At 42.8% G+C, this 23,483-nt stretch carries 27 protein-coding genes; 23 read left to right on the plus strand and 4 right to left on the minus strand.

The genetic code is table 11. The annotated features are described in order from the left end of the window. Window positions 1-58: 58 nt before the first annotated feature. The gene (locus QM738_RS19430) at window positions 59-1,075 is read right to left on the minus strand and encodes a threonine aldolase family protein (RefSeq protein WP_462278408.1); all 1,017 of its coding nucleotides are present in this window, start codon (window positions 1,073-1,075) and stop codon (window positions 59-61) included. A 484-nt stretch (window positions 1,076-1,559) separates the two neighbouring features. Here QM738_RS19430 and QM738_RS19435 point away from each other — a divergent pair, with 484 nt between their 5' ends. The 14 genes from QM738_RS19435 (at window position 1,560) to QM738_RS19500 (ending at window position 13,839) form a co-directional block, all read left to right on the plus strand. Then, window positions 1,560-2,417 (plus strand): sigma-70 family RNA polymerase sigma factor, encoded by an 858-nt coding sequence (locus QM738_RS19435; protein WP_255155881.1) that lies wholly within the window; start codon window positions 1,560-1,562, stop codon window positions 2,415-2,417. A gap of 146 nt (window positions 2,418-2,563) precedes the next feature. Beyond that, the gene (locus QM738_RS19440) at window positions 2,564-3,442 is read left to right on the plus strand and encodes a DUF4249 domain-containing protein (RefSeq protein WP_462278409.1); all 879 of its coding nucleotides are present in this window, start codon (window positions 2,564-2,566) and stop codon (window positions 3,440-3,442) included. Between the two features lie 233 nt (window positions 3,443-3,675). Beyond that, complete coding sequence (locus QM738_RS19445; RefSeq protein ID WP_462278410.1) at window positions 3,676-5,280, plus strand: LamG-like jellyroll fold domain-containing protein; 1,605 nt, start codon at window positions 3,676-3,678, stop codon at window positions 5,278-5,280. 291 nt (window positions 5,281-5,571) lie between these two features. Further along, window positions 5,572-7,209: a LamG-like jellyroll fold domain-containing protein gene (locus tag QM738_RS19450; protein WP_462278411.1), complete on the plus strand. Its 1,638-nt coding sequence runs from the start codon at window positions 5,572-5,574 to the stop codon at window positions 7,207-7,209. A gap of 125 nt (window positions 7,210-7,334) precedes the next feature. Next, on the plus strand, window positions 7,335-8,273 hold the full coding sequence (gene trxB, locus QM738_RS19455) for a thioredoxin-disulfide reductase (RefSeq protein WP_462278412.1): 939 nt from the start codon (window positions 7,335-7,337) through the stop codon (window positions 8,271-8,273). 126 nt (window positions 8,274-8,399) lie between these two features. Beyond that, window positions 8,400-8,750, plus strand: a complete 351-nt coding sequence (folB, locus tag QM738_RS19460) for a dihydroneopterin aldolase (RefSeq protein ID WP_462278413.1) — start codon at window positions 8,400-8,402, stop codon at window positions 8,748-8,750. 1 nt (window position 8,751) lies between these two features. After that, complete coding sequence (locus tag QM738_RS19465) at window positions 8,752-9,231, plus strand: hypothetical protein (protein WP_462278414.1); 480 nt, start codon at window positions 8,752-8,754, stop codon at window positions 9,229-9,231. Between the two features lie 7 nt (window positions 9,232-9,238). After that, a complete protein-coding gene (locus tag QM738_RS19470; RefSeq protein WP_462278415.1) occupies window positions 9,239-9,505 on the plus strand; it encodes a hypothetical protein in 267 nt (88 codons plus the stop codon). A gap of 70 nt (window positions 9,506-9,575) precedes the next feature. Beyond that, window positions 9,576-11,537: a M1 family metallopeptidase gene (locus QM738_RS19475; RefSeq protein WP_462278416.1), complete on the plus strand. Its 1,962-nt coding sequence runs from the start codon at window positions 9,576-9,578 to the stop codon at window positions 11,535-11,537. Window positions 11,538-11,541: 4 nt separating this feature from the next. After that, entirely contained in the window at window positions 11,542-11,952 is a 411-nt protein-coding gene (locus QM738_RS19480; protein WP_462278417.1) for a hypothetical protein, read from the plus strand. A 12-nt stretch (window positions 11,953-11,964) separates the two neighbouring features. Further along, window positions 11,965-12,549 carry a TlpA family protein disulfide reductase gene (locus QM738_RS19485; RefSeq protein WP_462278418.1) on the plus strand — a complete coding sequence of 195 codons (585 nt, stop codon included), beginning with the start codon at window positions 11,965-11,967 and terminating at the stop codon, window positions 12,547-12,549. A 124-nt stretch (window positions 12,550-12,673) separates the two neighbouring features. After that, window positions 12,674-13,138, plus strand: coding sequence for a universal stress protein (locus tag QM738_RS19490; RefSeq protein ID WP_462278419.1), 465 nt, complete (start codon window positions 12,674-12,676; stop codon window positions 13,136-13,138). 220 nt (window positions 13,139-13,358) lie between these two features. Continuing rightward, entirely contained in the window at window positions 13,359-13,514 is a 156-nt protein-coding gene (locus QM738_RS19495) for a lmo0937 family membrane protein (protein WP_462278420.1), read from the plus strand. A gap of 43 nt (window positions 13,515-13,557) precedes the next feature. Further along, entirely contained in the window at window positions 13,558-13,839 is a 282-nt protein-coding gene (locus QM738_RS19500) for a YtxH domain-containing protein (RefSeq protein WP_462278421.1), read from the plus strand. A 72-nt stretch (window positions 13,840-13,911) separates the two neighbouring features. Here the strand turns inward: QM738_RS19500 and QM738_RS19505 are convergent, their stop codons facing one another. After that, the gene (locus QM738_RS19505; RefSeq protein ID WP_462278422.1) at window positions 13,912-15,273 is read right to left on the minus strand and encodes an MATE family efflux transporter; all 1,362 of its coding nucleotides are present in this window, start codon (window positions 15,271-15,273) and stop codon (window positions 13,912-13,914) included. Between the two features lie 23 nt (window positions 15,274-15,296). Between QM738_RS19505 and QM738_RS19510 the strand changes: the two genes are divergently transcribed. The 9 genes from QM738_RS19510 (at window position 15,297) to QM738_RS19550 (ending at window position 21,413) form a co-directional block, all read left to right on the plus strand. Further along, window positions 15,297-16,151: a DUF3822 family protein gene (locus tag QM738_RS19510; RefSeq protein ID WP_462278423.1), complete on the plus strand. Its 855-nt coding sequence runs from the start codon at window positions 15,297-15,299 to the stop codon at window positions 16,149-16,151. Beyond that, window positions 16,139-16,675 carry an RsmD family RNA methyltransferase gene (locus QM738_RS19515; protein ID WP_462278424.1) on the plus strand — a complete coding sequence of 179 codons (537 nt, stop codon included), beginning with the start codon at window positions 16,139-16,141 and terminating at the stop codon, window positions 16,673-16,675. The genes QM738_RS19510 and QM738_RS19515 overlap by 13 nt, the downstream gene beginning before the upstream one ends. A 71-nt stretch (window positions 16,676-16,746) precedes the next feature. Further along, the gene (gene lpxK, locus QM738_RS19520; protein ID WP_462278425.1) at window positions 16,747-17,799 is read left to right on the plus strand and encodes a tetraacyldisaccharide 4'-kinase; all 1,053 of its coding nucleotides are present in this window, start codon (window positions 16,747-16,749) and stop codon (window positions 17,797-17,799) included. Window positions 17,800-17,855: 56 nt separating this feature from the next. Then, window positions 17,856-18,419: an RNA polymerase sigma factor gene (locus tag QM738_RS19525; RefSeq protein ID WP_462278426.1), complete on the plus strand. Its 564-nt coding sequence runs from the start codon at window positions 17,856-17,858 to the stop codon at window positions 18,417-18,419. Between the two features lie 61 nt (window positions 18,420-18,480). Continuing rightward, entirely contained in the window at window positions 18,481-18,795 is a 315-nt protein-coding gene (locus QM738_RS19530; protein ID WP_462278427.1) for a hypothetical protein, read from the plus strand. Between the two features lie 11 nt (window positions 18,796-18,806). Beyond that, window positions 18,807-19,442: a Spy/CpxP family protein refolding chaperone gene (locus tag QM738_RS19535; protein WP_462278428.1), complete on the plus strand. Its 636-nt coding sequence runs from the start codon at window positions 18,807-18,809 to the stop codon at window positions 19,440-19,442. Between the two features lie 25 nt (window positions 19,443-19,467). Then, window positions 19,468-20,232: a YHYH protein gene (locus QM738_RS19540; RefSeq protein ID WP_462278429.1), complete on the plus strand. Its 765-nt coding sequence runs from the start codon at window positions 19,468-19,470 to the stop codon at window positions 20,230-20,232. Further along, window positions 20,204-20,803, plus strand: a complete 600-nt coding sequence (locus QM738_RS19545; protein ID WP_462278430.1) for a toxin-antitoxin system YwqK family antitoxin — start codon at window positions 20,204-20,206, stop codon at window positions 20,801-20,803. The genes QM738_RS19540 and QM738_RS19545 overlap by 29 nt, the downstream gene beginning before the upstream one ends. Beyond that, window positions 20,775-21,413: an SCO family protein gene (locus QM738_RS19550; protein ID WP_462278431.1), complete on the plus strand. Its 639-nt coding sequence runs from the start codon at window positions 20,775-20,777 to the stop codon at window positions 21,411-21,413. Before QM738_RS19545 ends, QM738_RS19550 begins: the two co-directional genes overlap by 29 nt. 111 nt (window positions 21,414-21,524) lie before the next feature. Here the strand turns inward: QM738_RS19550 and QM738_RS19555 are convergent, their stop codons facing one another. Both QM738_RS19555 and QM738_RS19560 read right to left on the minus strand, forming a co-directional pair. Next, complete coding sequence (locus tag QM738_RS19555) at window positions 21,525-22,124, minus strand: hypothetical protein (protein ID WP_462278432.1); 600 nt, start codon at window positions 22,122-22,124, stop codon at window positions 21,525-21,527. After that, on the minus strand, window positions 22,121-23,443 hold the full coding sequence (locus QM738_RS19560; protein ID WP_462278433.1) for a DEAD/DEAH box helicase: 1,323 nt from the start codon (window positions 23,441-23,443) through the stop codon (window positions 22,121-22,123). Before QM738_RS19560 ends, QM738_RS19555 begins: the two co-directional genes overlap by 4 nt. Between the last annotated feature and the right edge of the window lie 40 nt (window positions 23,444-23,483).

Genomic DNA, 23,483 nt, shown 5'->3' on the forward strand with positions numbered 1-23,483 from the left:
TTAGTTTGATTGTGTGCTAAACATCTAACGTAAGTCCTGTGGTAAAAAAGTATGTGACCTACATACTTTCTATCACTTCCACCAGTTTTTTTACCATGGGCGGCAATACGTCCAGGTGAAACACCATCCGTACCTGTGTGGCAGAAATGGGCAGGCAAAGTATATCATCCAGTTTAAGCCTGTCACAAAATTCCTTGGCGGTGTACGAATCCTTTACTTCAAAAATGATGATATTGGTTTCCACCGGCAGGATGCGGCCGATGAAATCTTTCTTCAGCAAAGCTTCCGCCACCTGGTGGGCATGCAGGTGATCTTCGGCCAGGCGGTCGATATTGTTCTGCAGGGCATAGATACCCGCCGCGGCCATATAGCCGGCCTGCCGCATACCGCCGCCAAAAACCTTGCGCACCCGGCGGGCCTTCTTTATAAAATCGAACTTGCCCAGCAGCACACTGCCAATGGGTGTGCCCAATCCCTTACTGAGACAAACCGAGATGCTGTCAAACACCTCGCCATAAGCCAGTGGCGATTCTCCCTTTGCCACGATCGCATTCATCAGGCGGGCACCATCCAGGTGTAGGCCTAAACTATTTTTTAAACAGATCTCTTTAATCAGTTGAAAATCTTCAAATTCGTAACAACTGCCACCACCGCGATTGGCCGTATTTTCCAGGCTCACCAGGCTGGTATGGGCCTTATGCACATCCTCAGGATTGATGGCTTCCAGCACCTGTTGCGCCGATATCCTGCCCCGGTCGCCTTCCAAAGCTTTTACCTGGCTGCCGCTATTAAAGGCAATGCCGCCGCCTTCGTAAATATACACATGGCTCATTTTATCGCAGATCACTTCGTCGCCGGGTTGCGTATGGCATTTGATGCCGATCTGGTTGGTCATGGTGCCGGTAGGGCAGAACAGGGCGGCCTGCATGCCAAACATTTCAGCAGCCATTGCTTCCAGTTCATTCACAGAAGGGTCCTCGCCAAAAACATCATCACCCACGGGGGCTTTGAACATGGCTTCCAGCATGGCCGGGGAGGGCTTGGTAAAAGTATCAGAACGTAAGTCAGTTATCATGCTCCAAATATAAGCCGCAAGTGGCAAGCTGCAAGGGAAAGACAACAAGTTTTGGAAAGGAAGCTGCAAGTAACAAGCCGAAAGGGAGCAGCAGGTCGTTTGAATAACTTTTCAGATAAGGAAGGTCTTGTGCCTGTTCCCCTAACAAGCTTCAAGTGGCAAGCTCCAATGGAGAAGCAAGGGGTTTGAGTAACTTTTCAGTTTAAGAAGGTCTCGCAGTTGACCCTTGCAACTTTTCCCTTGCAACTTTTCCCTTGCGGCTCTTCCCCTTGTAGCTATTCCCCTTGTAGCTATTCCCCTCACAACCTTGTGGCTTCTTATCCACCATTCCTCCCTTTTTTACACAAACACTATGAAATACGGCCGTTTTTACGTAACTTTGCCCACTATTTTAAGGGTTCTGACGCATTAACTATTCATTTGCAACATTTTCCCCAACAAATATGTCTATTTAGTGTTAAATATTCTGAATTAATACATTACAATGAGGCAACTTAAGATCGCAACGCAGATTACCAACCGTGATTCACAAGCAGTTGAGAAATATTTGCAGGAAATTTCGAAAATCTCTATGATCACTCCCGAAGAGGAAACCATTTTGGCACAAAAGATCAAGATGGGCGATCAGAGGGCATTGGACAAATTGGTGCAGGCCAACTTACGTTTTGTGGTATCTGTTGCTAAGCAGTACCAGCACCAGGGGCTTTCTCTTAGCGATTTAATTAACGAGGGCAACCTCGGCTTGATCAAAGCGGCACAACGCTTCGACGAAACCAAAGGTTTCAAATTCATTTCTTACGCTGTGTGGTGGATTCGCCAGTCGATACTACAGGCGTTAGCAGAGCAGGGCAGATTAGTCCGCCTGCCTCAAAACAAAATTGGCACTTACAACAAAGCTAACAAAGCTTACATGGCTTTTGAACAGGAACATGAGAGAGAGCCATCAACAGAAGAGTTGGCAGAGTTACTGGAGATGAGCGAAACAGAGATCAACAACATTTTTCAGAGCAACACCCGTCACACTTCGCTGGATGCACCCGTGCATGAGGCTGAAGACGTAGCAATGGGCGACCTGCTGAAAGGTGGTGATGAAACTGACGAGGATGTAATGCACGACTCATTGAAAAATGAGATCCGCAGGGTATTAAAATCATTAAGTCCAAGGGAAGCTGAGATCGTGAATGCTTACTTTGGTCTGGACGGAGAAAATGGTGTTACCATTGAGCAGATCGGTCAAAAGTATGACCTGACCAAAGAGCGTATCCGCCAGATCAAGGAAAGGGCTATCAAACGTTTGCAGAAAGCACGTTACAGCGGCGCATTGAAAGCCTACCTGGGTTAATAATATTTTGATGGGTTAATCCTCCTGGATCCTTCTGCCAAAAGCAGGAGGATTTTTTTTGTCAATAACCTGCCTGCTGACCGTTTACAAAACATAACAACTAAAATGCGGGAATCTGTACGGGACGGGTTAATTTTGGGGCCGTAATGAAAACAGCCTTACTCTTACTCTCCGCTATTGTTTTGCTTTCGTCCTGCGAAAAGAATATCAATTTCAATTTAAAGAATGCTGATGATGTATTGGTGGTGGATGCACAGATAGAGAATGGACAGGCGCCCATGGTGGTATTATCCAAAAGCATGGATTATTTCAGTACCATCAGCCCGCAGATACTCGCCAGTTCATTTGTAAGGAATGCAGATGTTACCATATCTAACGGCACACTTACCCATAAATTAAAAGAGTATGCGTACCCGTTAGGTGGTGGTTATACTGCTTATTATTACAGTGTGGATCCGGCAAGCCCTTCCACATCTTTCATTGGAGAATTCAATAAAAAATATACACTTAATATTAAAGCCGAAGGGCAGGAGTATACAGCGCAAACTAATATACCGGTGCTGGCAAAATACCCCGATTCGCTGTGGTTTAAAAAAGCGCCGCTCAATCCTGATACCAATAAACGGGTGTTGATGAGCCGCACCACCGATCCGCCCGGTTTGGGTAATTATATCCGCTATTTTACCAAAAAGAACTCAGGTGTTTTTTTACCGGGCCCCAATTCTGTATTCGATGATGCAGTGATTGACGGCACTACCTACGAAGTGCAGGTGGAACCGGGTATCGACCGGAATAATTCTATTTCGGCAGACAGTAATTTTTTTAGAAAAGGCGATACGGTAACGGTGAAGCTGTGCAATATTGATAAGGCCAGTTATACATTCTGGAACACCTGGGAATTTGCCCAGCAAAGCATCGGTAATCCCTTTGCGCAGCCCAATAAAGTGATCGGGAATATCAGTAATAATGCCCTGGGTGCTTTTTGCGGGTATGCGGTATGGTATGGCACAATTATTGCTAAATAATCTTTCTAATAAATTTATTAAAAACAGTTTACGGTTTACAAATAATTATATATGTTTAGTTCCTTCCGTGTACAAATAATAAATTATACTTTTGTTTCTCCCCGAGCGAAGCGTTTTTACAAATCACGTTATAAAGTAATCCGTATCATCTAAGTAAATGCCAGTTTTCCCTTGCATGTACATTGATGTGTTTATTATTTTATAATAATGATAAACTTTTTAAACCACCTAATATGATTAAAAAACTTACATCGCTATTCTTTAAAGTTGCTTTCCTATTCTTACTGTTCACTACACCCGTGAAAAAAACTTACGCTCAGGGCAATGCTTTGGCTTTTGATAAACCCGACCAGGACTATGTTATTGCAGGACCTGCAGGCGGTTTATATACAGTTGGCAGCGCTTACACAAAAGAAGCCTGGGTATTAAAAGGCCCGTACCACACTGCAGAAAATTTTATTTCCTGCAAGGATCCGTTTTTTATTGAGTACGACCAATTGGTGAATAACTCCAACAATTATATCATTCCTTCACAGGAGCATTATGATGTGGTTGATACCAGCAGGATCACGCCTGGCCGCTGGGTGCATTATGCTGTAACCTACGACGGTGCAACTACTATGAAGCTTTACCGCAATGGTAACCTGGTGGTGCAGAATAATGCCGTACCGTTTACATCTGCATCAGGTCAAAATTATGTAGGTGCATTTTTTAATACCGACACCGGTTTGCCCGATTATTTCTTCTGGGGGCACCTGGACCAGATAAGGGTGTATAATGTGGCGCTTACACAGGCACAGATCAGGACAAATATGGTGAATACAACTTCTGTATTGCCGGGCAACCTGAAAGCTTACTATAACTTTAACAGCGGAACAGGCGGAGCCAACAATGCCGGTGTAACACAATTGACCGATCAAAGCGGAAACGGTAATCATGGTACACTTATGAATTTTGATCTTACCGGTACCAACAGCAACTGGGTGGAAAGCTATGCAATGATCATCCCTACATCCAACGCTGCCACCAATGTTACACAAACAAGCTTTGATGCCAACTGGACCCCGCCTGCATTTGGTGGTGCTTCCATGATCGATCGCTATTATGTATATGTTTCCACTACACCGGATTTTGAAAACCCTATACCGGGCTCGTATTTCAATGTGCCATTTGGTACCAATACGCTGCATGTATCTGGTTTATCGCCCAACACCAACTATTACTATATGCTGGTAGCGGATAAGGATGGTGCAGTTGCCAACCAGGGTGCGCTTACATTACCAATCACTGTTAAAACGCTGAATGTATTGGCAGTTAACATGCTTAATTTTAACGCCAGCAAAACTAACAGTGGTAATTTATTGCAATGGTCAACAGCCTCTGAACAGAATAATAAAACATTTGAGGTACAGAGAAGCGAGAACGGGACTGACTTTACTACTATCACTACCATTAACGGCAGTGGCAACAGCAGTACCACCAAAAATTACCAGTATACTGATGCAGCCACCGGCCAGGCAGCGGTTTATTATTACCGTTTAAAAATGGTGGACATTAATGGCGGTATCAGCTACAGTGAAATTCTTTTGATCAAGAACAGCAAGGGGGGCGGAGCCATTACGGTGTATCCTAACCCTGCAAAAGATAAGGTTACCGTTAATATTACCGACAAATCGCTGATGAATACTACGGCAACCGTGGTTGATATCAGCGGCAAGCAATTGCAGCAGGTGATCATTAAGCAAACGGTTACTTCCATTAATCTCAGCACTTATGCAAGGGGTATTTACCTGCTAAAGCTGGCTAATGGCGAAAGTGTAAAACTCGTTAAGGAATAAGGTTATCTTTCTATGATATTTACAGCAAGGTCCCGGCAAAGTAAAATGCCGGGACTTTTTTATTACGCCATATTCAAAATGCTGTATAACGTGCATAAAACTGCATAGTAAAGGGTCTGGGGAATTTTTTACCTATCATTTCTCTACTGGTTTAATGGACTTTTTAACCCTTCAACGGGCCGGTTACGGTATTTTGAAAGTATCATTTTTGTTATTTGGAATATTTTGCTATAAGAAATTAAATATTAATTGTACTTTTAGTCACAAATACTTACAGTTAAACTTTTATCCATGAAACAAAAATCTACGCAACTTGCGAAATGCATTCTTTTATTATTTTTTATCTGCACCGGTGCTGTTACTATCAGCAACGCACAACCGGGAAATGGTTTGAACTTTGATGGTGGTATTGGAGGTGCTGGTACCGGCGATTATGTGATCGTTGGTTCTGCTTCGGGCTTCTATACAGCCGGGGGCAGCTACACCAAAGAAGCCTGGGTATTTCTTGCCGGTCCTAATAATGTGGGAGGAGCAGGATATGGAGTGGAAAATATTCTTTCCTCCGGTGATGGTATATGGGTGGAAAATGGCAAGATACATGCTGCCAATAATTTTGATGGTAATAACTATGATATAGTTGACCATGCAGATATGACCCTTAATCACTGGGAACATATTGCATTGACCTACGATGCAGCAACAACCACCATGAACCTTTACAGGAACGGTGTGCTGCAGGAAACCAATACCGCAGCTCCTGCATCTGTAAGCGGACAAAATTATTTGGGAGCATTTGATGACACCGGGTTGGGTGGCGGAGGATTGACAGCTGAAACCTATTCTTGGTATGGTTCGCTGGACCAGGTTCGTGTATACAATGTAGCACTTACACAGGCGCAGATACAGGCCAATATGACCAGCACTTCATCTGTATTAACAGGCAATTTAAAAGGCTATTATAATTTTAATACCGGTACTGCTGGTGGCACAAACACCGGCCTGACCAGTTTAACTGATAACAGTGGTTCCGGTAATGGTGGTACACTCACCAATTTTGCATTGACAGGCGCCACCAGTAACTGGGTGGAAAGTTATAGTATGATAGTACCTGTTGCCAATTCAGCCAGCCATGTAAGCACCGGCCTTACCGGTTTTACTGCCCGCTGGACAACACCGGTTGCTACAGGAACGATCAATAACTATATTGTGGATGTTTCCACTACCAATGATTTTACAAGCCCTATTGCAGGTTCGCCTTTTACAGTTGCTTTTGGAACGAATTCTTTGGCAGTAACCGGTTTAGTAGCGGGCGATAACTATTATTACAGGGTATCTGCAGATAAAACTTCTGTTACAGGACAGGGCGCATTTTCCAACACTATTTCTGCCCTGGCAACATTGCCGGTTAATTTGCTGAGCTTTAATGTAACCAAGAATGGTAGCAGCAACCAATTGCAATGGTCCACTGCTTCTGAAATAAATACTAAATACTTTGAATTGCTGCGCAGCGAGAATGGCTCCGATTTTGTTGCTATTGCCAAGATCAACAGCAGTGGTAACAGCAGCACTGTTAAGAATTACCAATATGCAGATAATCTTGCTATCAATGTTCCGCCTGTGTATTATTACCGCTTAAAGATCACTGATATCAATGGTAATTTCACTTACAGCGATATTGTACTGATCAAGAACAACCGTTCAACCGTGGTAACTGTTTATCCAAATCCTGCAAAGGATAAAGTGATCGTGAATATTACCGATAACAGTTTACTGAACAGCAAAGCGGTATTAAGCGATGTGAATGGTAAAGTGCTGCAGACCGTAAATATTACGCAAACTGCCACACCGATCTTCATCAATACTTATGCAAGAGGTGTATATCTTTTAAAACTGGCCAACGGCGAAAGCTTTAAGCTGGTGAAAGAATAACCATCGCATTAATTCATAAAAAGGGTTCCGGTCTGTAAGGCCGGAACCCTTTTGGTTTATGGTAATAAGGCATTACTTACAGTATTGATTATTCCTGTAAATTTGTAATCCTTTATAATAAAATCATGGAGACAGAAAAAGTACATTGTTTGATCATTGGATCGGGACCAGCAGGTTATACAGCAGCTATTTATGCATCAAGAGCGGGTTTGAGCCCCGTTTTATACCAGGGTATTCAGCCTGGCGGACAGTTAACTATCACTACAGAAGTGGAAAATTACCCCGGTTATCCCGACGGGATACAGGGACCGGATATGATGGTACATTTTGAGAACCAGGCTAAGCGCATGGGCGCCGATATCCGTTACGGGCTGGCCACCAAGGTGGATTTTTCTGTAAGGCCTTTGAAAGTGGAAATTGATGAAGAAAAATGGATCGAAGCGGATTCCGTGATCATTTCCACCGGCGCCAGCGCCAAATGGCTGGGCCTGGAAAGTGAACAACGCCTGAATGGCTATGGCGTAAGCGCCTGTGCGGTATGCGATGGATTTTTCTTTAAAGGAAAAGAAGTGGCTATCATTGGTGCAGGAGATACCGCGGCTGAAGAAGCTTTATATCTTTCTAAAATATGCTCGGTGGTGCACATGATCGTACGCAAGGGCGAAATGAGGGCCAGTAAAGTGATGCAGGAAAGGGTATTGAACACGCCGAATATAAAAGTGAACTGGCATAGTGAGACCGATGAAATATTAGGCGACAAAAAAGTGGAAGCGGTTCGTATAAAAAATAACCAGACGGGTGAAAAAACAACTATACCGGTAAGTGCCTTCTTTGTGGCCATTGGTCACCAGCCCAACAGCGATATTTTTAAAGGATGGATCGATATGGATGAATCGGGTTATATAAAAACCATACCCGGTAGCTCTAAAACCAATATTGAAGGCGTATTTGCCAGCGGTGATGTGCAGGATAAAATATACCGCCAGGCTGTAACGGCAGCAGGCAGTGGTTGTATGGCTGCGCTGGATGCGGAAAGATACCTTGGTGAAAAAGGACTCCACTAGTAATTAATAATTAAAAATGAATAATTAATAATGTTTTAAACCCGTTGCGTTTTCAACTAATTAAAGCATCCTGATACTATTGACTACCAATTATTAATTTTTAATTATTCATTATTAATTAAAAAAATGTTTACGATCCATCTTAATAACCTGCGCTTTTTTGCTTTTCATGGTTTGTACCAGGAAGAAAAGATACTGGGCAATGAATATGAAGTAAATGCGGAAGTGACTTTAGTAACACATGAAGCGGTTACCGAACTGCACCAGACCATCAATTACGTAAAAATTTACGATATCATAAAGCAGCGGATGCAAACACCTACCGCTCTTTTAGAAACAGTGGCACAGGAATTGACGGATGATATTTACAGCTCCGACAAAAGAATTACTTCTATATACATTAATATTAAAAAGGTATATCCTCCCATTGCAGCATTCAGGGGCAGTGTGGGGGTTAGTTATAAAAAAGATTTTTAGCATGAGGGTGGTTACTGTTTTTTTTATTGCGATCCTTGCCTTTTTGAAAACTGCAGCACAGGATATTACTGCGGTCATAAAGGAAGCAGAACGGCTGGAAGCTGTGCCTGATGAAATGGCTGCATTAGCCAAGTTTAAAGAAGCGCTCCACATCAATCCCATACAGATACATGCATTGAGTAAAAGCAGCGAACTGTGCAGCAGGATAGGGCAGCGGCAAACCAATGCCAAATCGAGAGATGATTATTACAATGCTGCAAGGATATATGCACAAACAGCGTTGAAAGTGGATTCCACCAATTCCGAAGCCAATACTTCCATGGCCATTATGCTGGGCCGTACCACGCTCACCAAATCGGGCAAGGAAAAAGTTGCTTCTGCAAAAGATCTTAAAAAATACGTGGATGCTGCGCTTAAAAGTAATCCATCCAACTTCCTGGCATGGCATGTACTCGGCCGCTGGCATTACGAGATTCAGTAACCTGAACATGATAGAACGTGCTGCAGTAAAGGTTTTCTACGGCGGCTTTCCGCCTTCTTCTTTAAAAGATGGTATTGCTGCTTTTGAAAAAGCAAAAGCATTGACACCGGGCTTTATCCTTAATTATCTTGAACTGGCCAAGGCCTATCACCGCAATAACCAGGATGACAAGGCCATTGCATTGCTGAACGAAATGATGAAATTGCCCAATCATACAGAGGACGACCCCACCATTAAAGAGACCGGTAAAAAATTACTGGCCGCCTGGCAATAATTACCGGTTAACAAATACCGCTTTATCGGGTAGCTTGTTTTGTCTAACTTCATGGCATAAAATCAAGCTCATGCAAAAAGTATTGTTTTCTTTTTTTCTTTTATGTTTTTTTAGCCTTGCGGTTACAGCGCAAAATGATGTTGTAGGTATCGATACCCGTTACGATCCACATGCCTTATTCTCTCCTTTATTCTATCCTTCGGGCGGCACCATCAGCAGGGCTGCAACCGGTGAGCCCAATGTTGGCTACTGGCAGAATAAAGCCGATTACCAGATCAATGCATCGCTGAATGATGTTACACACGAGATCAGTGGTAGTGTGACCATTACTTATAAAAATAACAGTCCGCATACGCTGCCTTTTTTATGGCTGCTGGTGGAACAGAATCTTTTTAATAAAAGCAGCCGCGGCCAGGCCCGTATGCCTATCGACAGCCGCAGCCGCTATGGCGACAGTAAAAGCTCTTTCGATGGTGGTGATAAGATCGTGAGCGTTAAATATGAAGATGGTACTCCGGCAGATTATATCATTACCGACACCCGTATGCAGGTGCGTCTACGCAAGCCCGTTAAGCCAGGTGGTGATATGATCAAATTAAAGATCGAGTACTCGTTCGTGTTACCTGAATATGGTGCTGACCGCTGTGGTATCTTAAAAACCAAGAACGGTGATATTTTTACCGTGGCGCAATGGTATCCTAAAATGTGCGTGTTTGATGATGTGAGGGGATGGAATACCGATCCTTACCTTGGTCCGAGTGAATTCTACCTGGAGTATGGTGATTTTGATGTGACATTGACTGCACCTGCCAGCCATATTGTTGTTTGCAGCGGCGAATTGCAAAATCCTGCTGAGGTACTCACGCCTACGCAGGTTTCAAGACTGGAAGAAGCGAAAAAAAGTGATAAGACCGTAATGATCCGTACAGAAAAAGAAGTGACCGATCCTGCATCAAGACCTGCGGGCAACACACTAACCTGGAAATACAAGATCACGAATTCGAGGGATGTGGCATGGGCTTCCTCCAAAAGTTTTATATGGGATGCGGCCAAAATAAATTTACCCAGTGGTAAAACGGCATTGGCCATGAGTGTATATCCTACAGAAAGCAATGGCAAAAAAGCATGGGGCAGGGCTACTGAATATACCAAGGGCAGTATTGAGAATTACAGCAAACGCTGGTACGAATTTCCTTATCCTGTAGCCACCAATGTTGCCAGCAATGTGGGTGGAATGGAATACCCCGGTATTGTTTTCTGTGGCAGCAAATCTACTGAGCAGGGTTTGTTTGGTGTAACGGATCATGAATTTGGTCACACCTGGTTCCCGATGATCGTGGGCAGTAACGAACGCCGCTATGGCTGGATGGATGAGGGTTTCAATACTTTCATCAATTCGCTGGCCGATGATGATTTTAATAAGGGGGAGTATAAAAATCCTCCAACTACAATGGAAGGTATGGCCGGTTATATGTTTGGCGAAAATACAGAGCCCATCTTTTTAACGCCTGATGCAATGAAGGAACGAAACATTGGTATTGCATTGTATTTTAAACCGGGTTACGGACTTGAATTGCTGCGCAACGAAATACTGGGACCAGACCGTTTTGATTATGCTTTCAGAACCTATATCAACCGCTGGGCATTTAAACATCCTACACCATGGGATTTTTTCAGAACGATGGAAAATGCGGCGGGAGAGGACCTTGCATGGTTCTGGAAAGGATGGTTCCTGGAAAATTATCGTTTGGATCAATCGATCGTATCGGTGAAGTATGATAAGGATGTGGCGGCCAACGGTGCCATAGTAACCATTGGTAATTTAGATGAAATGGCCATGCCGGTAAATATCAGTTACGAAACAAAAAGCGGTGTAAAAGGCACCATAAAATTGCCCGTGGAAGTATGGAACAATACGGCTTTCTGGAAAGTGAAACTGCCTACAACGGAAGAATTGAAAACGGTGGAGATCGATAAAGAAAAAGTGTTCCCGGATATCAATTTTGCCAACAACGTTTGGAAATCAAACTGATGATATGAAGTATAAGCATGTATTCCTGGTGTGGCTGTTGGCCGATGTGTTTTTAGCTATAGGCTTATTCATTTTCATTTTGTTCGAGCTGTCGGGTACCAGTGGCAGGAACAACATGGATATGTTTTTGTGGGTATGCCTGTATGGTATAGTGGTTTCATTACCCTCACTGGCGATCATGCTTATATTCCATGCAGTGTTCATGCATAATGCAAAAGACCCCGGCGATTATAAGATGCCTTATATGCTTTTAATTATTGGCATCAATTTTTTATACCTGTTGATAACGGCTAATGCTTACCGCATGGGGGAACTGTTTAACCTGTTTTATATGGGCAGCACAGTGGCAGGCCTGCTGGCTTTTTACATTGTGGACAGGAAGATTAAAAAGCAGGTTGTTGCCGCACTTAAATAAAATCATTACAATATGAAGAAGAGCTGCTGTTTTGTGTTTTTTATATACCTGTACATAGCAGGTTATGCACAACAGCCAACGGCAACATCGCCAAAGATCACGGTCGATTCTATTGTAAAAGCCATCCAGGAACGGAACGACAGGCTTATCGGGAAAAATTTTCCGTTGTTTTCCACCGTCTATAAAAACCAGAATTTTAATAATAAGAACCTTGCAGGTAAAATAGTGTTTGTAAATTTCTGGTTTGCAACCTGTGCTCCATGCCTGGCAGAATTTGGCGATCTCAATCAATTATACGACAGCCTGAAAGGAAATAAGAATTTTGAATTTATCTCTTTTACTTACGAAAAGCAGGATAAAATTGATGAAATAGTAAAGCAATACAACATGCAATATAAAATACTATCGATCAGTTATAATGACTGCTACCGGCTTAACCAGAATAATGGATTTCCTGTAAGTATAATTATTGATGATAAAGGAAAGATCAATTACCTGCGTGCAGGTGGTTTTGCGTCTGAAGAATTTGTAACCAGGAGTGTATTCAATTTATTTTACCCTAAACTAAAAGCAGCACTTACAGCTTCAGGCTTTTGATTATTTAATTGAAACATTATACCATTCCATAAATGCCTGCTTAAAACGGCATGAATATTGGCTGATACACAATACAGCTTCGTATCAATAATAAATTATTGTACAACATTTAAAATATACGGTAATGAAGAAAGTATTGATTGCCCTTGATTACGGCCCCACCGCACAAAGAGTTGCAGAAGAAGGCTATGCCATGGCAAAAGCAATGGATGCAAAACTGGTGTTGTTGCATGTAGTGGCAGATATGGCCAGTTATTCGTCGCTGGCATTTTCGCCGGTAATGGGTTTTGGCGGTTATGCTGATCTTAATTTTATGGAACCGGAAATATCTGATGATATCAAGAAGGCTTCGCAGGAATTCCTGGATGCTACGAAGGAACATTTGAAAGATGACAGTATAGAAGTATTGATAAAGGAAGGTGATACGGCTGATGAAATTGCAGCAGCGGCAAAAGAAGTAGCGGCAGATGTTATAGTAATGGGTACGCATAGCCGCAAGTGGCTGGAAACAATTGTAATGGGCAGTGTTACCGAAAAAGTGATGCACCACATTACAATACCCCTGTACCTGGTACCTACAAAAAAATGATCGGATCATTTATGGGAATAGTAATAACCGGCGGATGGCATCATTCGCCGGTTTGCTTTTACAGCATTGGGTAATAAAATACCCAACCTGTGTAGTAAAAATTATAATACCACATTATTTTGATCTTATTGCTGCTGAAATCATCATGGCATGTAATTAGTATTATGATAGTTGTGCGGCAATAATGCTCAGCACATTCTAACTATTAAAACTCACGATCATGGGCAATTTACTTTATGCGGTGGCTTTGATACTGGTGATAGTATGGGCCATAGGATTTTTAGGTTATCATGCGGGTGGCATTATTCATATACTTTTAGTCATTGCAGTGATATCAATATTATTAAGAGTGATACAAGGCAAGAAACCTATCTGACAAACAACCATAATTTATTTATAAACTTTTAAAATCGAAAAACATGAAATCAGGAAAAGTGTTATTAGGTGTGCTGGCTGGTGTTGCAGCGGGAGCCGCACTGGGTATTTTATTTGCACCGGACAAAGGTTCAAAAACAAGGAAAAAGATATTGCGCAAAGGCGGTGATTATGCCGATGAGGTGAAAGAAAAATTCAACGGCCTTTTGGAAAATATCACGGAGAAATATGAAGCTGTTACCAAAGAAGCAGAAGCGATTGTAGCAAAAGGTAAAGCCAAACTGGAAGACTCCAAAAAAGAATTAAAGAACGGCGTTATATCTTAATAACAGCGATCAAGTAATTAATTTGTTTTTGACTACTAGGGCAAAATGCAGCAACTTTGGTTGTTGCATTTTTTATTGCTGCCCGCTTTTCCATTTCCCGCTTTTCAAAAAACTAAATGCCATGATAAAGATCGTGGTCCAGTATACAAATTCATTGCTCCATGCCATTGCAAGCGAGATGAAATGCAGCTTGGTAAATATAAATGTGTATACCAGGTAAACGGTAATAGCAACAATTTCTATCAGCAGGTTCATTTTTGTTTTGCCTGTGCCTGTAACACCATTGAGCCATATATTGGCGATGCTCATGAACAGCATGCCCAGCGATACTACTCTTGCTACAGGAATACCCGCTTTTACAAATGCATCGCCCTGGCCAAACAGGTCGAAGAACACCGACGGGAATATATTCAGCAATACCACCATTACAGAACAAAAGCTGATGCTCAATAACATTGTTTTGGTAATTGCTTCCATTACTTTGTCTTCTCTTTTTTGACCCATTAAATTACTTACCACTACATTGCTGGTGCTGGCAAATGCCCATACAAATACCCCTGTAAGCCCGAATATATTGCGCATTACATTGCTCACCGCTTTATCTGTGGTATTACCGCGGGCTTCTATTAAAAAGAAAAATATCAGCCATGTGGTAACGCTGATCACGTACTGTGCCACCAATGGAGCGGATACTTTGATGATGGCCTTGCTGATCACTTTATCATACGCAAAACTTTTAAACAGGTTATATTTCTTTTTCAATCCTGTTTTATATAATACCACTATCACCACTAAAAATCCTACAGCTTCTGCAATTACGGATGCCAGTGCCGCACCGTTAAAGCCCATTTTTGGAAAACCCCAGTGTCCGTATATGAGAATATAATCCAGCAGTATATTGATCAATGCCTCGCAGATAAAACCGATCATCAGAAATCTGCTATTGAGTGATGCCACTAAAAAAGCATTGCCCATCTGAAAAAGATACAGGAAGGGCAGGCCAAAAACACGGATACGTAAAAAACTGATCTCCTGTTGATAGGCATTGGCTGCCGCCACTGGTTGTAAAATAAACGGTGCTATCAGCCAGGTAAATAAAATACCGATCAGCGAAAGCTGCAAACAGATACGGATACCCTGCGAAAGAATGGTTTTAAAGGCCCCGGTATCGCCACTGCCCGCATGGCGGCTGAATACCGATTGCATGGCATTGTTCAGCCCGTTACCGGCCACTGCGAATATCAGGTAATATACACCGGTGATACCGGCATTGCCCAAAGCATCCGCATCGCCGGATTTACCCAGGAAAATGCTGTTGGTGAGCATATTTACCTGCGGTATCAGTATAGCCAGCGTAATAGGCATCGCAATAGACAAGATCTGTTTATTGGTGACTTTTACTTTTAAATCGTCGTTTATTGCTATACTTTCCATAAAGTCAGCAAAATTATCTTATTTTGCCTGCCGAAAATCAACAAGTGAATCCATCATTTAATATAAAAGCTGCCGGTAATGCAACTGTTAAACCCATATTGCTGGTGCAGGCGGGCAGGCAGGGCGTTTCCTTTATACAGCTGGATACGGAAACCAATACTTTTATTGGCGTGCAGGTATATCATTTTGCCAAAAATTTAAGCGATGTTGATATTGCAATAATGATCAATGATATTATTGCAGCTGAGAATTTATCGGCACAGAATTTTAAAAAGATTTTTGTTACCTGGTGCTTTAATGAAAGCATTATTGTACCGCACGAATATTTCAGTACCGGTACCGCAAAGCAAATGATAGAACTGGTGTATGGAGATGCAAGCCAGGCAGTGGTGCAAAACGAGATCGTACTTACGCAGGACCTGCATACTATTTACCGTGTGCCGGTTGCTGTAAAAAATGTATTCAGCAGTTTCTTTCCATTCAGCATTCAAAACCACCAGGACTCTTTATTGATCAACCTCGGTCGCGGCAACAGGAATATGCTGTATTGTAATTTTTATCCATCGTCTTTCACGCTTTTATTAAGAAAGAACGGGCAGCTGCAGGTAATAAAGAATTTTGATTTTAATACACCCGATGATGTGGTATATCATTTACTGAATACCTGCCGGGCTTTTGGAACGGATGTGGCGCAGATAAGTTTAACAGTAAGCGGTATGATCAATGCCGGTTCCGGTTTACACAACGAACTGTACAAATATTTTGTAGAAATAGATTTTGCCGAACTGCCTGGTAATTTTAATTACACCGCAGCTATTAAAGACGAACCTGCACATTATTTCAGTCATTTATTCACTACGGCATTATGCGTATTATAAGCGGTATACACGGCGGAAGAAAGATTACTCCTCCCAATAACATGCCTTACACAAGGCCTACCACAGATATTGCCAAAGAAGGTTTGTTCAATATACTGCAGAACAATCTCGAAATTGAAACATTAAAAGTGCTGGACCTTTTTGGTGGCACCGGCTGCATCAGTTACGAACTGGCCAGCAGGGGGGCAGACGATATCACCATTGTGGAAAAAGACAACCAGATGTATGATTTTATCAAGAAAACATCTGCAGAACTGGAACTGGAAAATTTTAAAGTAATGAAGGCCGATGTGTTTAAATTCATTGACAGCACTACGGAGCAATATGATTTTATTTTTGCCGGTCCACCTTATGCACTGGCTACTATTGATGACCTGCCGTTAAAGATATTTGAAAAAAAACTGTTGAAACCTAAAGGCTGGTTCATACTGGAACATACACCCCGGAATGATTATAAAAAGTTTGAGCATTATAAAACAGAAAGGAATTACGGGACCACGATCTTCTCAATATTTATAAATTGATTGCACGAATTATAAACCAATTACACGAATTAGCCAATAAACGAATTAACTAATTAACGAATCAACCATTCATGCTGAAGAGTTTCAGATATTTATTATTTCCTGTTTCGCTTATTTACGGGGCGGTGGTATGGTTAAGGAACTGGTTGTTCGATAAGAATATTTTAAAATCTGCTGCTTTTAATTTTCCCATCATCTGTGTGGGCAATATTGCGGTGGGCGGCACGGGTAAAACACCGATGGTGGAATACCTGGTGCGTTTATTACAAAATGATCATAAGACTGCAACACTGAGCCGTGGCTATAAAAGAAAAACAAAAGGTTTTGCCATTGCAGATGCCAGCACCACGGCGCTGGAAATAGGCGATGAGCCAATGCAGTTTCATATCAAATTCCCCAATGTAACAGTATCGGTGGGAGAAGAGCGGCTGGTAGCCATTCCGCAATTGCTGCACGACCGGCCGGATACGAACGTGATCATTTTAGATGATGCTTTTCAGCACCGTCCTGTACAAGCCGGGCTGAATATAGTGTTAACGGCATACAATAATCTTTTTACCCGTGACCTGATGATACCTGCCGGCGATCTGCGGGATGTAAAGGCAAGTATGAAAAGGGCCGACATTATTATTGTAACGAAGTGCAAACCTGGTTTGAGTAGTGCAGATAAAGAAGCGATCATCAAAGAAATTGCGCCTTCAGAAAAGCAACATATCTTTTTTACAGAAACTGTTTACTCCAATCCCTACCATCTTTTTACAAAGCAGCAGGTGAACCTGGGCACCGATACCAGCGTTTTACTGGTATGCGGTATTGCCAATCCCACACCTTTAAAAAGTTTTTTAAGTACTCATTTTTCGGGTTATGATATGCTGCGGTATCCCGACCATCATATCTTTCACAGCGAAGACCTGGCAGAAATAAAAAAGCACTACGATAAACTGCAGGGCGATAAGATCATACTCACTACCGAAAAAGATGCGGTACGCCTGGTAAAGTTTGAAGAGCAACTGAAAGCATATCCCATCTATATACTTCCTATTGAACATTCATTTTTGTTCAATGAAGCCCCTGCATTCGACCAGTTGGTAAAAGGATTCATCGCTTCGTATAAAAAAAGTTAAATTCACAGCGAAGGTTTCAGTAATTACCAACGTCTAACTAAAAATACCCGCCTTTTTTGACCGAACAGGAACTGATCTATGGGCTCCGCAACGGAGATGAATCTGCGTTCAGGGAATTGGTACGCCTCTTCCAGGACAGGGTATTCAATACATCGCTCGGTTTACTGCAAAACAGTACTGATGCGGAAGATATAGCCCAGGAAGTTTTTATACAGATTTACCGCTCCATCCACCAATTTAAAGAAGAGGCCTTGCTTTCCACCTGGATCTACAGGATCACCACTACCAAATGCCTCGACCACCTGCGCAGCAAAAAAAGAAAGAAACGTTTTGGCTTCATCAGCAATTTATTTGGTGCCGATAATACACCCTTGCATGAGCCGGAGGAATTCAACCATCCCGGTGTGCAGCTGGACAGGAAGGAAGACGCTGCACTGCTGTTTAAACTGGTGGACCAACTACCCGAGAACCAGCGCACCGCTTTTATTTTAAATAAGGTGGAAGAGCTGAGTTACAGGGAGATCGCGGCCATCCTGAACAGCACCGAACCTGCTGTGGATTCCTTATTACAAAGGGCCAAACAGAACCTGCGGAAAAAAATTAATGAATTACCGCCGTAGCAGCGAAGGTTTTTATTTAAAACAGCATCTAATTGATAAATGAATAATGGAGTAATTAATAATGAATAATAAAGAAGATAAAATATTGAATAGCCTGAACGGGTTGCAAAAAGCAGCAGCGCCTGATTTTTTCTACACCCGTTTAATAGGCAGGATGCAGCAGGAACTGGGACCAGCCAAAAAGCCGTTTGTATTATTGCGCCCGGCTTTTGCAAGCGCAGCTTTGCTGGTGTTTTTGATCATCAATGTGTTTTCCATTATGCAGTTTGACAAAAAGGGACCACAAAAACCAGCAACAGTGCAAAGCAGCAGTCCCGCTACTTTGGAATCCTTTGCTGATGCGTACAATATGAACACTGAATCGGTTTACGAATAAAATTTTTCAGTATGAGTTTTTTTAACAATAACCGCTGGCTTTCTATAATAACACTCGTGTTATTAACAGCCAATATTGTTACGCTGGGATATTTGTGGACGCATAAGGCGAAAGATACCGGCGGCACTCCTTTACCACCACCGCCCGGCGGACAAGTATTTGAGTTTGTTACCAAGGAATTACAACTGGATTCGGTACAGTTACAACAATATAAAGCATTAAGGGACGAACACCAGGCAGGGCAAAAACCATTGCAGGACAGTATCAGGAGATCGAAAGAAGCGTTGTTTGAATTACTGAAAATGCAGAACGCACCGGATTCATTGGTACAGCATCTAAGCAACAAAGCAGCAGCAGCCGAGCAACAACTGGACCTGTTCACATTCAAACATTTCCAGAAATTAAGGGCTATCTGTAATGCCACCCAACAAAAAAAGTTTGACGAGATCATACAGGACGTACTACGCCGGATGGCGCCAGCAAAAAGGCAAATGGGGCCCCCACCAACGGGTATCCGTGGTGGTATGCCTCCGCCGAATGGCGATGGACCACCTCCCGGGGCTGATGACCGCAGACCACCGCCGCCAGACGGTGAAGGACCACCACCCGGCGAAAGAATGCCGCCACCCAATGGTAATCACAAATAATTATTCACCCTGATAAGATAAGTATATGAAAAGAATGCCGCTCACAATTTTGTGCTTTGCACTTGCATTATCCACCATCTCCTGCAAAAAATCATCGAGTGATGATGCATCAGGAGGATCAGGCGGTACTGCAACTGTACCCGATGTATATAAAAAAATATATGGCGCCACCAGTATTACTTCGGATGGTACCTATATCACTATTAAAACAACCGGTACACCCGATCATAAAAGTGTATATTATCCCACCAGCAACAGTTTGTACGAAGCTTTCAGCGGTACCACTTTTGGCGGCAATACATTTAATAAGAACCCCAATTCCATTGCCACGCAGAATTATACTTTCAAGATACCGGCAAATCCCACTGTAGCCAGTACGCATTCTGCTACAGCACTCGGTGCGATCGGAGTTTCGCTCAATGGGGTTCCTTTCTTTAACCAGTATGCAGGGCCCAATCAGCCACTTACCAACGAAGTGGTGAGCTTTGATAAATACTGGGGCCATCCTTCGCCCACCAGCGAATATCATTACCATGTAGAGCCGCTGTATCTTACCACCGTAAAAGCCACCAAATCTTCTTTACTGGGCTTTTTGCTGGATGGATTCCCTGTATATGGCCCTGAAGAAAATGGCAGCACCATTACCAACGCAATGTTAGATGCTTACCATGGGCATACTGCTGTAACAGCAGATTATCCCAATGGTATTTATCATTATCATATTACCAGCACTGACCCTTATATAAACGGCAGTGGATATTATGGCACACCAGGCACGGTTTCAAAGTAGTATCTCTATACTATTACTCACAATGCTGTTTACCGGTTGCAAGCATACCGGTAAACCAGCACCTGGGTACAGCTCCGCCAGGAGCATCAATGAAAATACCCCCGGCTTACACGCCGATAATGGGATACTGTATTTAAAAGACAGTTTGTATACCGGTACCGTATACACGCTTTTCCCAAACAACGATACAGCTGCGATCATGCATTTTAATCAGGGCAGGGAAGACGGTACCTGGCAAAAAAGGTACCCCGGCAATCAGCTGCAGGAGATACGGACATTTACAAACGGTAGTAAAACGGGTGAGTATACGGCATGGTGGCCCAATGGCAATAAAAAGCTGCTCTATAATTTCAGCAATGATGAATACGAAGGCACGTGCAGCGAATGGAACGAAACAGGACAGCTGGTGAAAGAAAGCAATTACAAAGCAGGGTACGAGAATGGTCCGCAAAAACTATTTTATAACAACGGTAAAATACATTCCAATTACGTGGTCATCAATGGCAGGCGTTTTGGATTGCTGGGTACTAAAAACTGCATCAATGTATCGGATAGTATTTTTAATAAGTAGCAGCCTGTTATTGTTGTTGGGCTGTAGCAGGCAAAATGCTGCGGTATTACCTTATTACAACACACCCGATTTTACCCCGCATTTCATCAGCGTTGCTGCTGCAAAAGATTCTGTGCCACATACCATTGCCAACTTTTCCTGCATCGATCAAAATGATAAAACTATTACTCAACAGGATGTGGAAGGGAAGATACACATAGCGAACTTTTTCTTTACGGCCTGTGGCAGCATTTGCCCTAAAATGATGAGCAATCTTAAAACCACCTACGACCAGTATAAAAATGATCCTTCTGTTGTATTCCTTTCGTTTTCGGTTACGCCTTGGCGTGATTCGGTGGAAAAACTGAAAGCCTATGCCGAAAACAATGAGATCAGTACCGGTAACTGGCATTTACTGACGGGCAGCAAGGGAGATATTTATAAACTGGCCCGCACTTCTTACTTTGCAGAAGAAGACCTGGGGTTTAGTAAGGACAGCAGCGAATTTTTGCATACGGAACATATTCTTTTGATCGATAAAAGCAAACGCATTCGTGGTATTTATAACGGCACTTTGCAGCTGGAAACGGAGCAACTGGCAAAGGATATTGCGGCTTTGAAAAAAGAGTAGTAATGACAACAGTGGGGCTTAATAAATAACCAGGTTATGCCGCGGTTATAAACCGTTGGAATTAATAGACGCCAGTCGCTCCAGCCTTAGGCTGGAAAGACTGGCGCCAGGTTATTTTACAGGCACACCGAAGCTTTTCTTTGCAAGCGGGAATTCGTGGGTGATCTCCTGGCTCCTTGGTTTCCTGAATCCTTTTATTGCTGAATAGCGGACGATCTTATCCTGGATCGTAAGCACTTTGGTTTTATTGATCTCATCCAAAAGCGTTCTTTCGCTTTCATTCAAAGGTTCTTCAAAATCATCTTCGGTTGTGGCCACCAGTTTGCTGCAGTAGATCAGCCTGCCATATTCATCATAATTAAAAACGAACTTGGTGGGCATGCCGTGGCTATAGCAATTATAGGTATAAACCACCTGTTCTTTTATTTCGCCGGTGGAATTGTAGATATTGAAATACTCAGCTTTGCAGCCACAGCAGCTGCTGGCATAATTGTACATTTTGTACCGGGTTGTTTTGGAGAGACTTCCCGAAGCTATATTACTCACATAAGCCCCGCAGGAGAGCAGGCTGAACGCAATGCTGACAATGAATAAGGTTCTTTTAATGGTCATCAGGATCATTATTTTGAAGTTGAACTTTTCATCATTATGTGTTCCATAGTTGCCACTCCCGTGGTTGCGCCTCCGACCAACCACCTTATTGATCATCATTTCGCTATATCGATCTTCACCTTCTTATTTTTGATCTTTTCATTTTTAATAAAACGCAGCGTTTCGCTTACCTTGATCTTTTTAATTGCTACAAAAGAAAAGAAATCCTTTACTTCTATCAGGCCGATATCTTCTTTTTTAAGCTGGCCTTTTTGCGAAAGGAAACCTACAATATCCACCTTATTCACTTTATCTTTTTTACCGGCAGCGATGAATAAAGTACTCCATTTGGGTTTTTCAGGCAGGGGATAATTGCCGTTCAATTCCTGCACGCTGGCATTGGCAGTAATGTAATCGGGCAGGGTTTCGTCGGCACTATGTATTACGTAGGCGGTGCCGCTGGCATCCATGCGGGCGGTACGGCCGTTGCGGTGCGTAAAACTGTCTTCCGCCGGTGGCAGGTGGTAATGAATGATGTTACGGATATTCGGGATATCCAGGCCACGGGCTGCGAGGTCGGTGGTAACTAAAATGCTGGAAGTGCCGTTGCGGAATTTGCACAAAGCACTGTCGCGTTCCTGTTGTTCCATACCACCATGGTAGAACACATTTACAATGCCTTTCTCGGCCAGCAGGCCGCTGGTTCTTTCCACTGCATCGCGGTGATTGCAGAACACAATGGTGGAACGGTTACCCAAAAAGCAGATGAGCTGGAAGAGTGTATCCGCCTTGTCTTTTTCCGGCGACAGCACGGTTTTGATCTCCAGGCCGGCTGATTCTTCATTCACCAAATGCGTATAATTCAACCTTTGCGGCTCCTGTAACCCAATAAAATCAGGTACAATAACTGCTTCGGTAGCAGATGTTAATATTCTTTTGTTGATATTTTTTAGCGAACCGATAATAAACTCCATCTCTTCCTGGAAACCCAGTTCCAGCGATTTGTCAAATTCATCCAGTATCAATGTGGTAATGCCCTCCACAGCAAAATTATTGCGGCGGATATGGTCAGCAATACGGCCGGGAGTACCAATGATGAGGGCAGGCGCCTGCACCAGGTTGGTCTCTTCAATTTCCCTTTTATGACCGCCATAACAAAGGGTAACTTTAAAACCGGTCTGCATTTTACGGAACACATCATCTATCTGCATGGCCAGTTCGCGGCTGGGCACAATGATCATGGCCTGCACCGTTTTGCTGTCTTTGTCCAGCAGTTCCAGCAGGGGCAATAAAAAAGCCAGCGTCTTGCCCGAACCGGTCTTGGATAGTAAAATAATATCCCCGTGGGTTGTATTGGCTTCAAGCGAAGCCTGCTGCATTTCGTTCAGCTCGTCTATCTTTAACGCAGCGAGTATATTTTGTAAGGTCTGTTGTTCCATTGCCGCAAAAGTAGGTTTTGTATGGCTACAAATAAAACCT

It is taken from the genome of Ferruginibacter sp. (assembly GCF_049840995.1).
Classification (GTDB): domain Bacteria; phylum Bacteroidota; class Bacteroidia; order Chitinophagales; family Chitinophagaceae; genus Ferruginibacter.

What these genes read in the sequence shown, in the direction of transcription:
- folB (WP_462278413.1), top strand. Translation starts at nt 8,400, where the DNA reads ATGTTTACGATCCATCTTAATAACCTGCGCTTTTTTGCTTTTCATGGT.
- QM738_RS19485 (WP_462278418.1), top strand. Translation starts at nt 11,965, where the DNA reads ATGAAGAAGAGCTGCTGTTTTGTGTTTTTTATATACCTGTACATAGCA.
- QM738_RS19555 (WP_462278432.1), bottom strand. Translation starts at nt 22,124, where the DNA reads ATGATGATCAATAAGGTGGTTGGTCGGAGGCGCAACCACGGGAGTGGC.
- QM738_RS19545 (WP_462278430.1), top strand. Translation starts at nt 20,204, where the DNA reads ATGGCACACCAGGCACGGTTTCAAAGTAGTATCTCTATACTATTACTC.
- QM738_RS19495 (WP_462278420.1), top strand. Translation starts at nt 13,359, where the DNA reads ATGGGCAATTTACTTTATGCGGTGGCTTTGATACTGGTGATAGTATGG.
- QM738_RS19535 (WP_462278428.1), top strand. Translation starts at nt 18,807, where the DNA reads ATGAGTTTTTTTAACAATAACCGCTGGCTTTCTATAATAACACTCGTG.
- QM738_RS19430 (WP_462278408.1), bottom strand. Translation starts at nt 1,075, where the DNA reads ATGATAACTGACTTACGTTCTGATACTTTTACCAAGCCCTCCCCGGCC.
- QM738_RS19435 (WP_255155881.1), top strand. Translation starts at nt 1,560, where the DNA reads ATGAGGCAACTTAAGATCGCAACGCAGATTACCAACCGTGATTCACAA.
- QM738_RS19480 (WP_462278417.1), top strand. Translation starts at nt 11,542, where the DNA reads ATGAAGTATAAGCATGTATTCCTGGTGTGGCTGTTGGCCGATGTGTTT.
- trxB (WP_462278412.1), top strand. Translation starts at nt 7,335, where the DNA reads ATGGAGACAGAAAAAGTACATTGTTTGATCATTGGATCGGGACCAGCA.
- QM738_RS19540 (WP_462278429.1), top strand. Translation starts at nt 19,468, where the DNA reads ATGAAAAGAATGCCGCTCACAATTTTGTGCTTTGCACTTGCATTATCC.
- QM738_RS19560 (WP_462278433.1), bottom strand. Translation starts at nt 23,443, where the DNA reads ATGGAACAACAGACCTTACAAAATATACTCGCTGCGTTAAAGATAGAC.
- QM738_RS19490 (WP_462278419.1), top strand. Translation starts at nt 12,674, where the DNA reads ATGAAGAAAGTATTGATTGCCCTTGATTACGGCCCCACCGCACAAAGA.
- QM738_RS19450 (WP_462278411.1), top strand. Translation starts at nt 5,572, where the DNA reads ATGAAACAAAAATCTACGCAACTTGCGAAATGCATTCTTTTATTATTT.
- QM738_RS19440 (WP_462278409.1), top strand. Translation starts at nt 2,564, where the DNA reads ATGAAAACAGCCTTACTCTTACTCTCCGCTATTGTTTTGCTTTCGTCC.
- QM738_RS19470 (WP_462278415.1), top strand. Translation starts at nt 9,239, where the DNA reads ATGATAGAACGTGCTGCAGTAAAGGTTTTCTACGGCGGCTTTCCGCCT.
- QM738_RS19515 (WP_462278424.1), top strand. Translation starts at nt 16,139, where the DNA reads ATGCGTATTATAAGCGGTATACACGGCGGAAGAAAGATTACTCCTCCC.
- QM738_RS19500 (WP_462278421.1), top strand. Translation starts at nt 13,558, where the DNA reads ATGAAATCAGGAAAAGTGTTATTAGGTGTGCTGGCTGGTGTTGCAGCG.
- QM738_RS19445 (WP_462278410.1), top strand. Translation starts at nt 3,676, where the DNA reads ATGATTAAAAAACTTACATCGCTATTCTTTAAAGTTGCTTTCCTATTC.
- QM738_RS19475 (WP_462278416.1), top strand. Translation starts at nt 9,576, where the DNA reads ATGCAAAAAGTATTGTTTTCTTTTTTTCTTTTATGTTTTTTTAGCCTT.
- lpxK (WP_462278425.1), top strand. Translation starts at nt 16,747, where the DNA reads ATGCTGAAGAGTTTCAGATATTTATTATTTCCTGTTTCGCTTATTTAC.
- QM738_RS19550 (WP_462278431.1), top strand. Translation starts at nt 20,775, where the DNA reads ATGTATCGGATAGTATTTTTAATAAGTAGCAGCCTGTTATTGTTGTTG.
- QM738_RS19505 (WP_462278422.1), bottom strand. Translation starts at nt 15,273, where the DNA reads ATGGAAAGTATAGCAATAAACGACGATTTAAAAGTAAAAGTCACCAAT.
- QM738_RS19465 (WP_462278414.1), top strand. Translation starts at nt 8,752, where the DNA reads ATGAGGGTGGTTACTGTTTTTTTTATTGCGATCCTTGCCTTTTTGAAA.
- QM738_RS19530 (WP_462278427.1), top strand. Translation starts at nt 18,481, where the DNA reads ATGAATAATAAAGAAGATAAAATATTGAATAGCCTGAACGGGTTGCAA.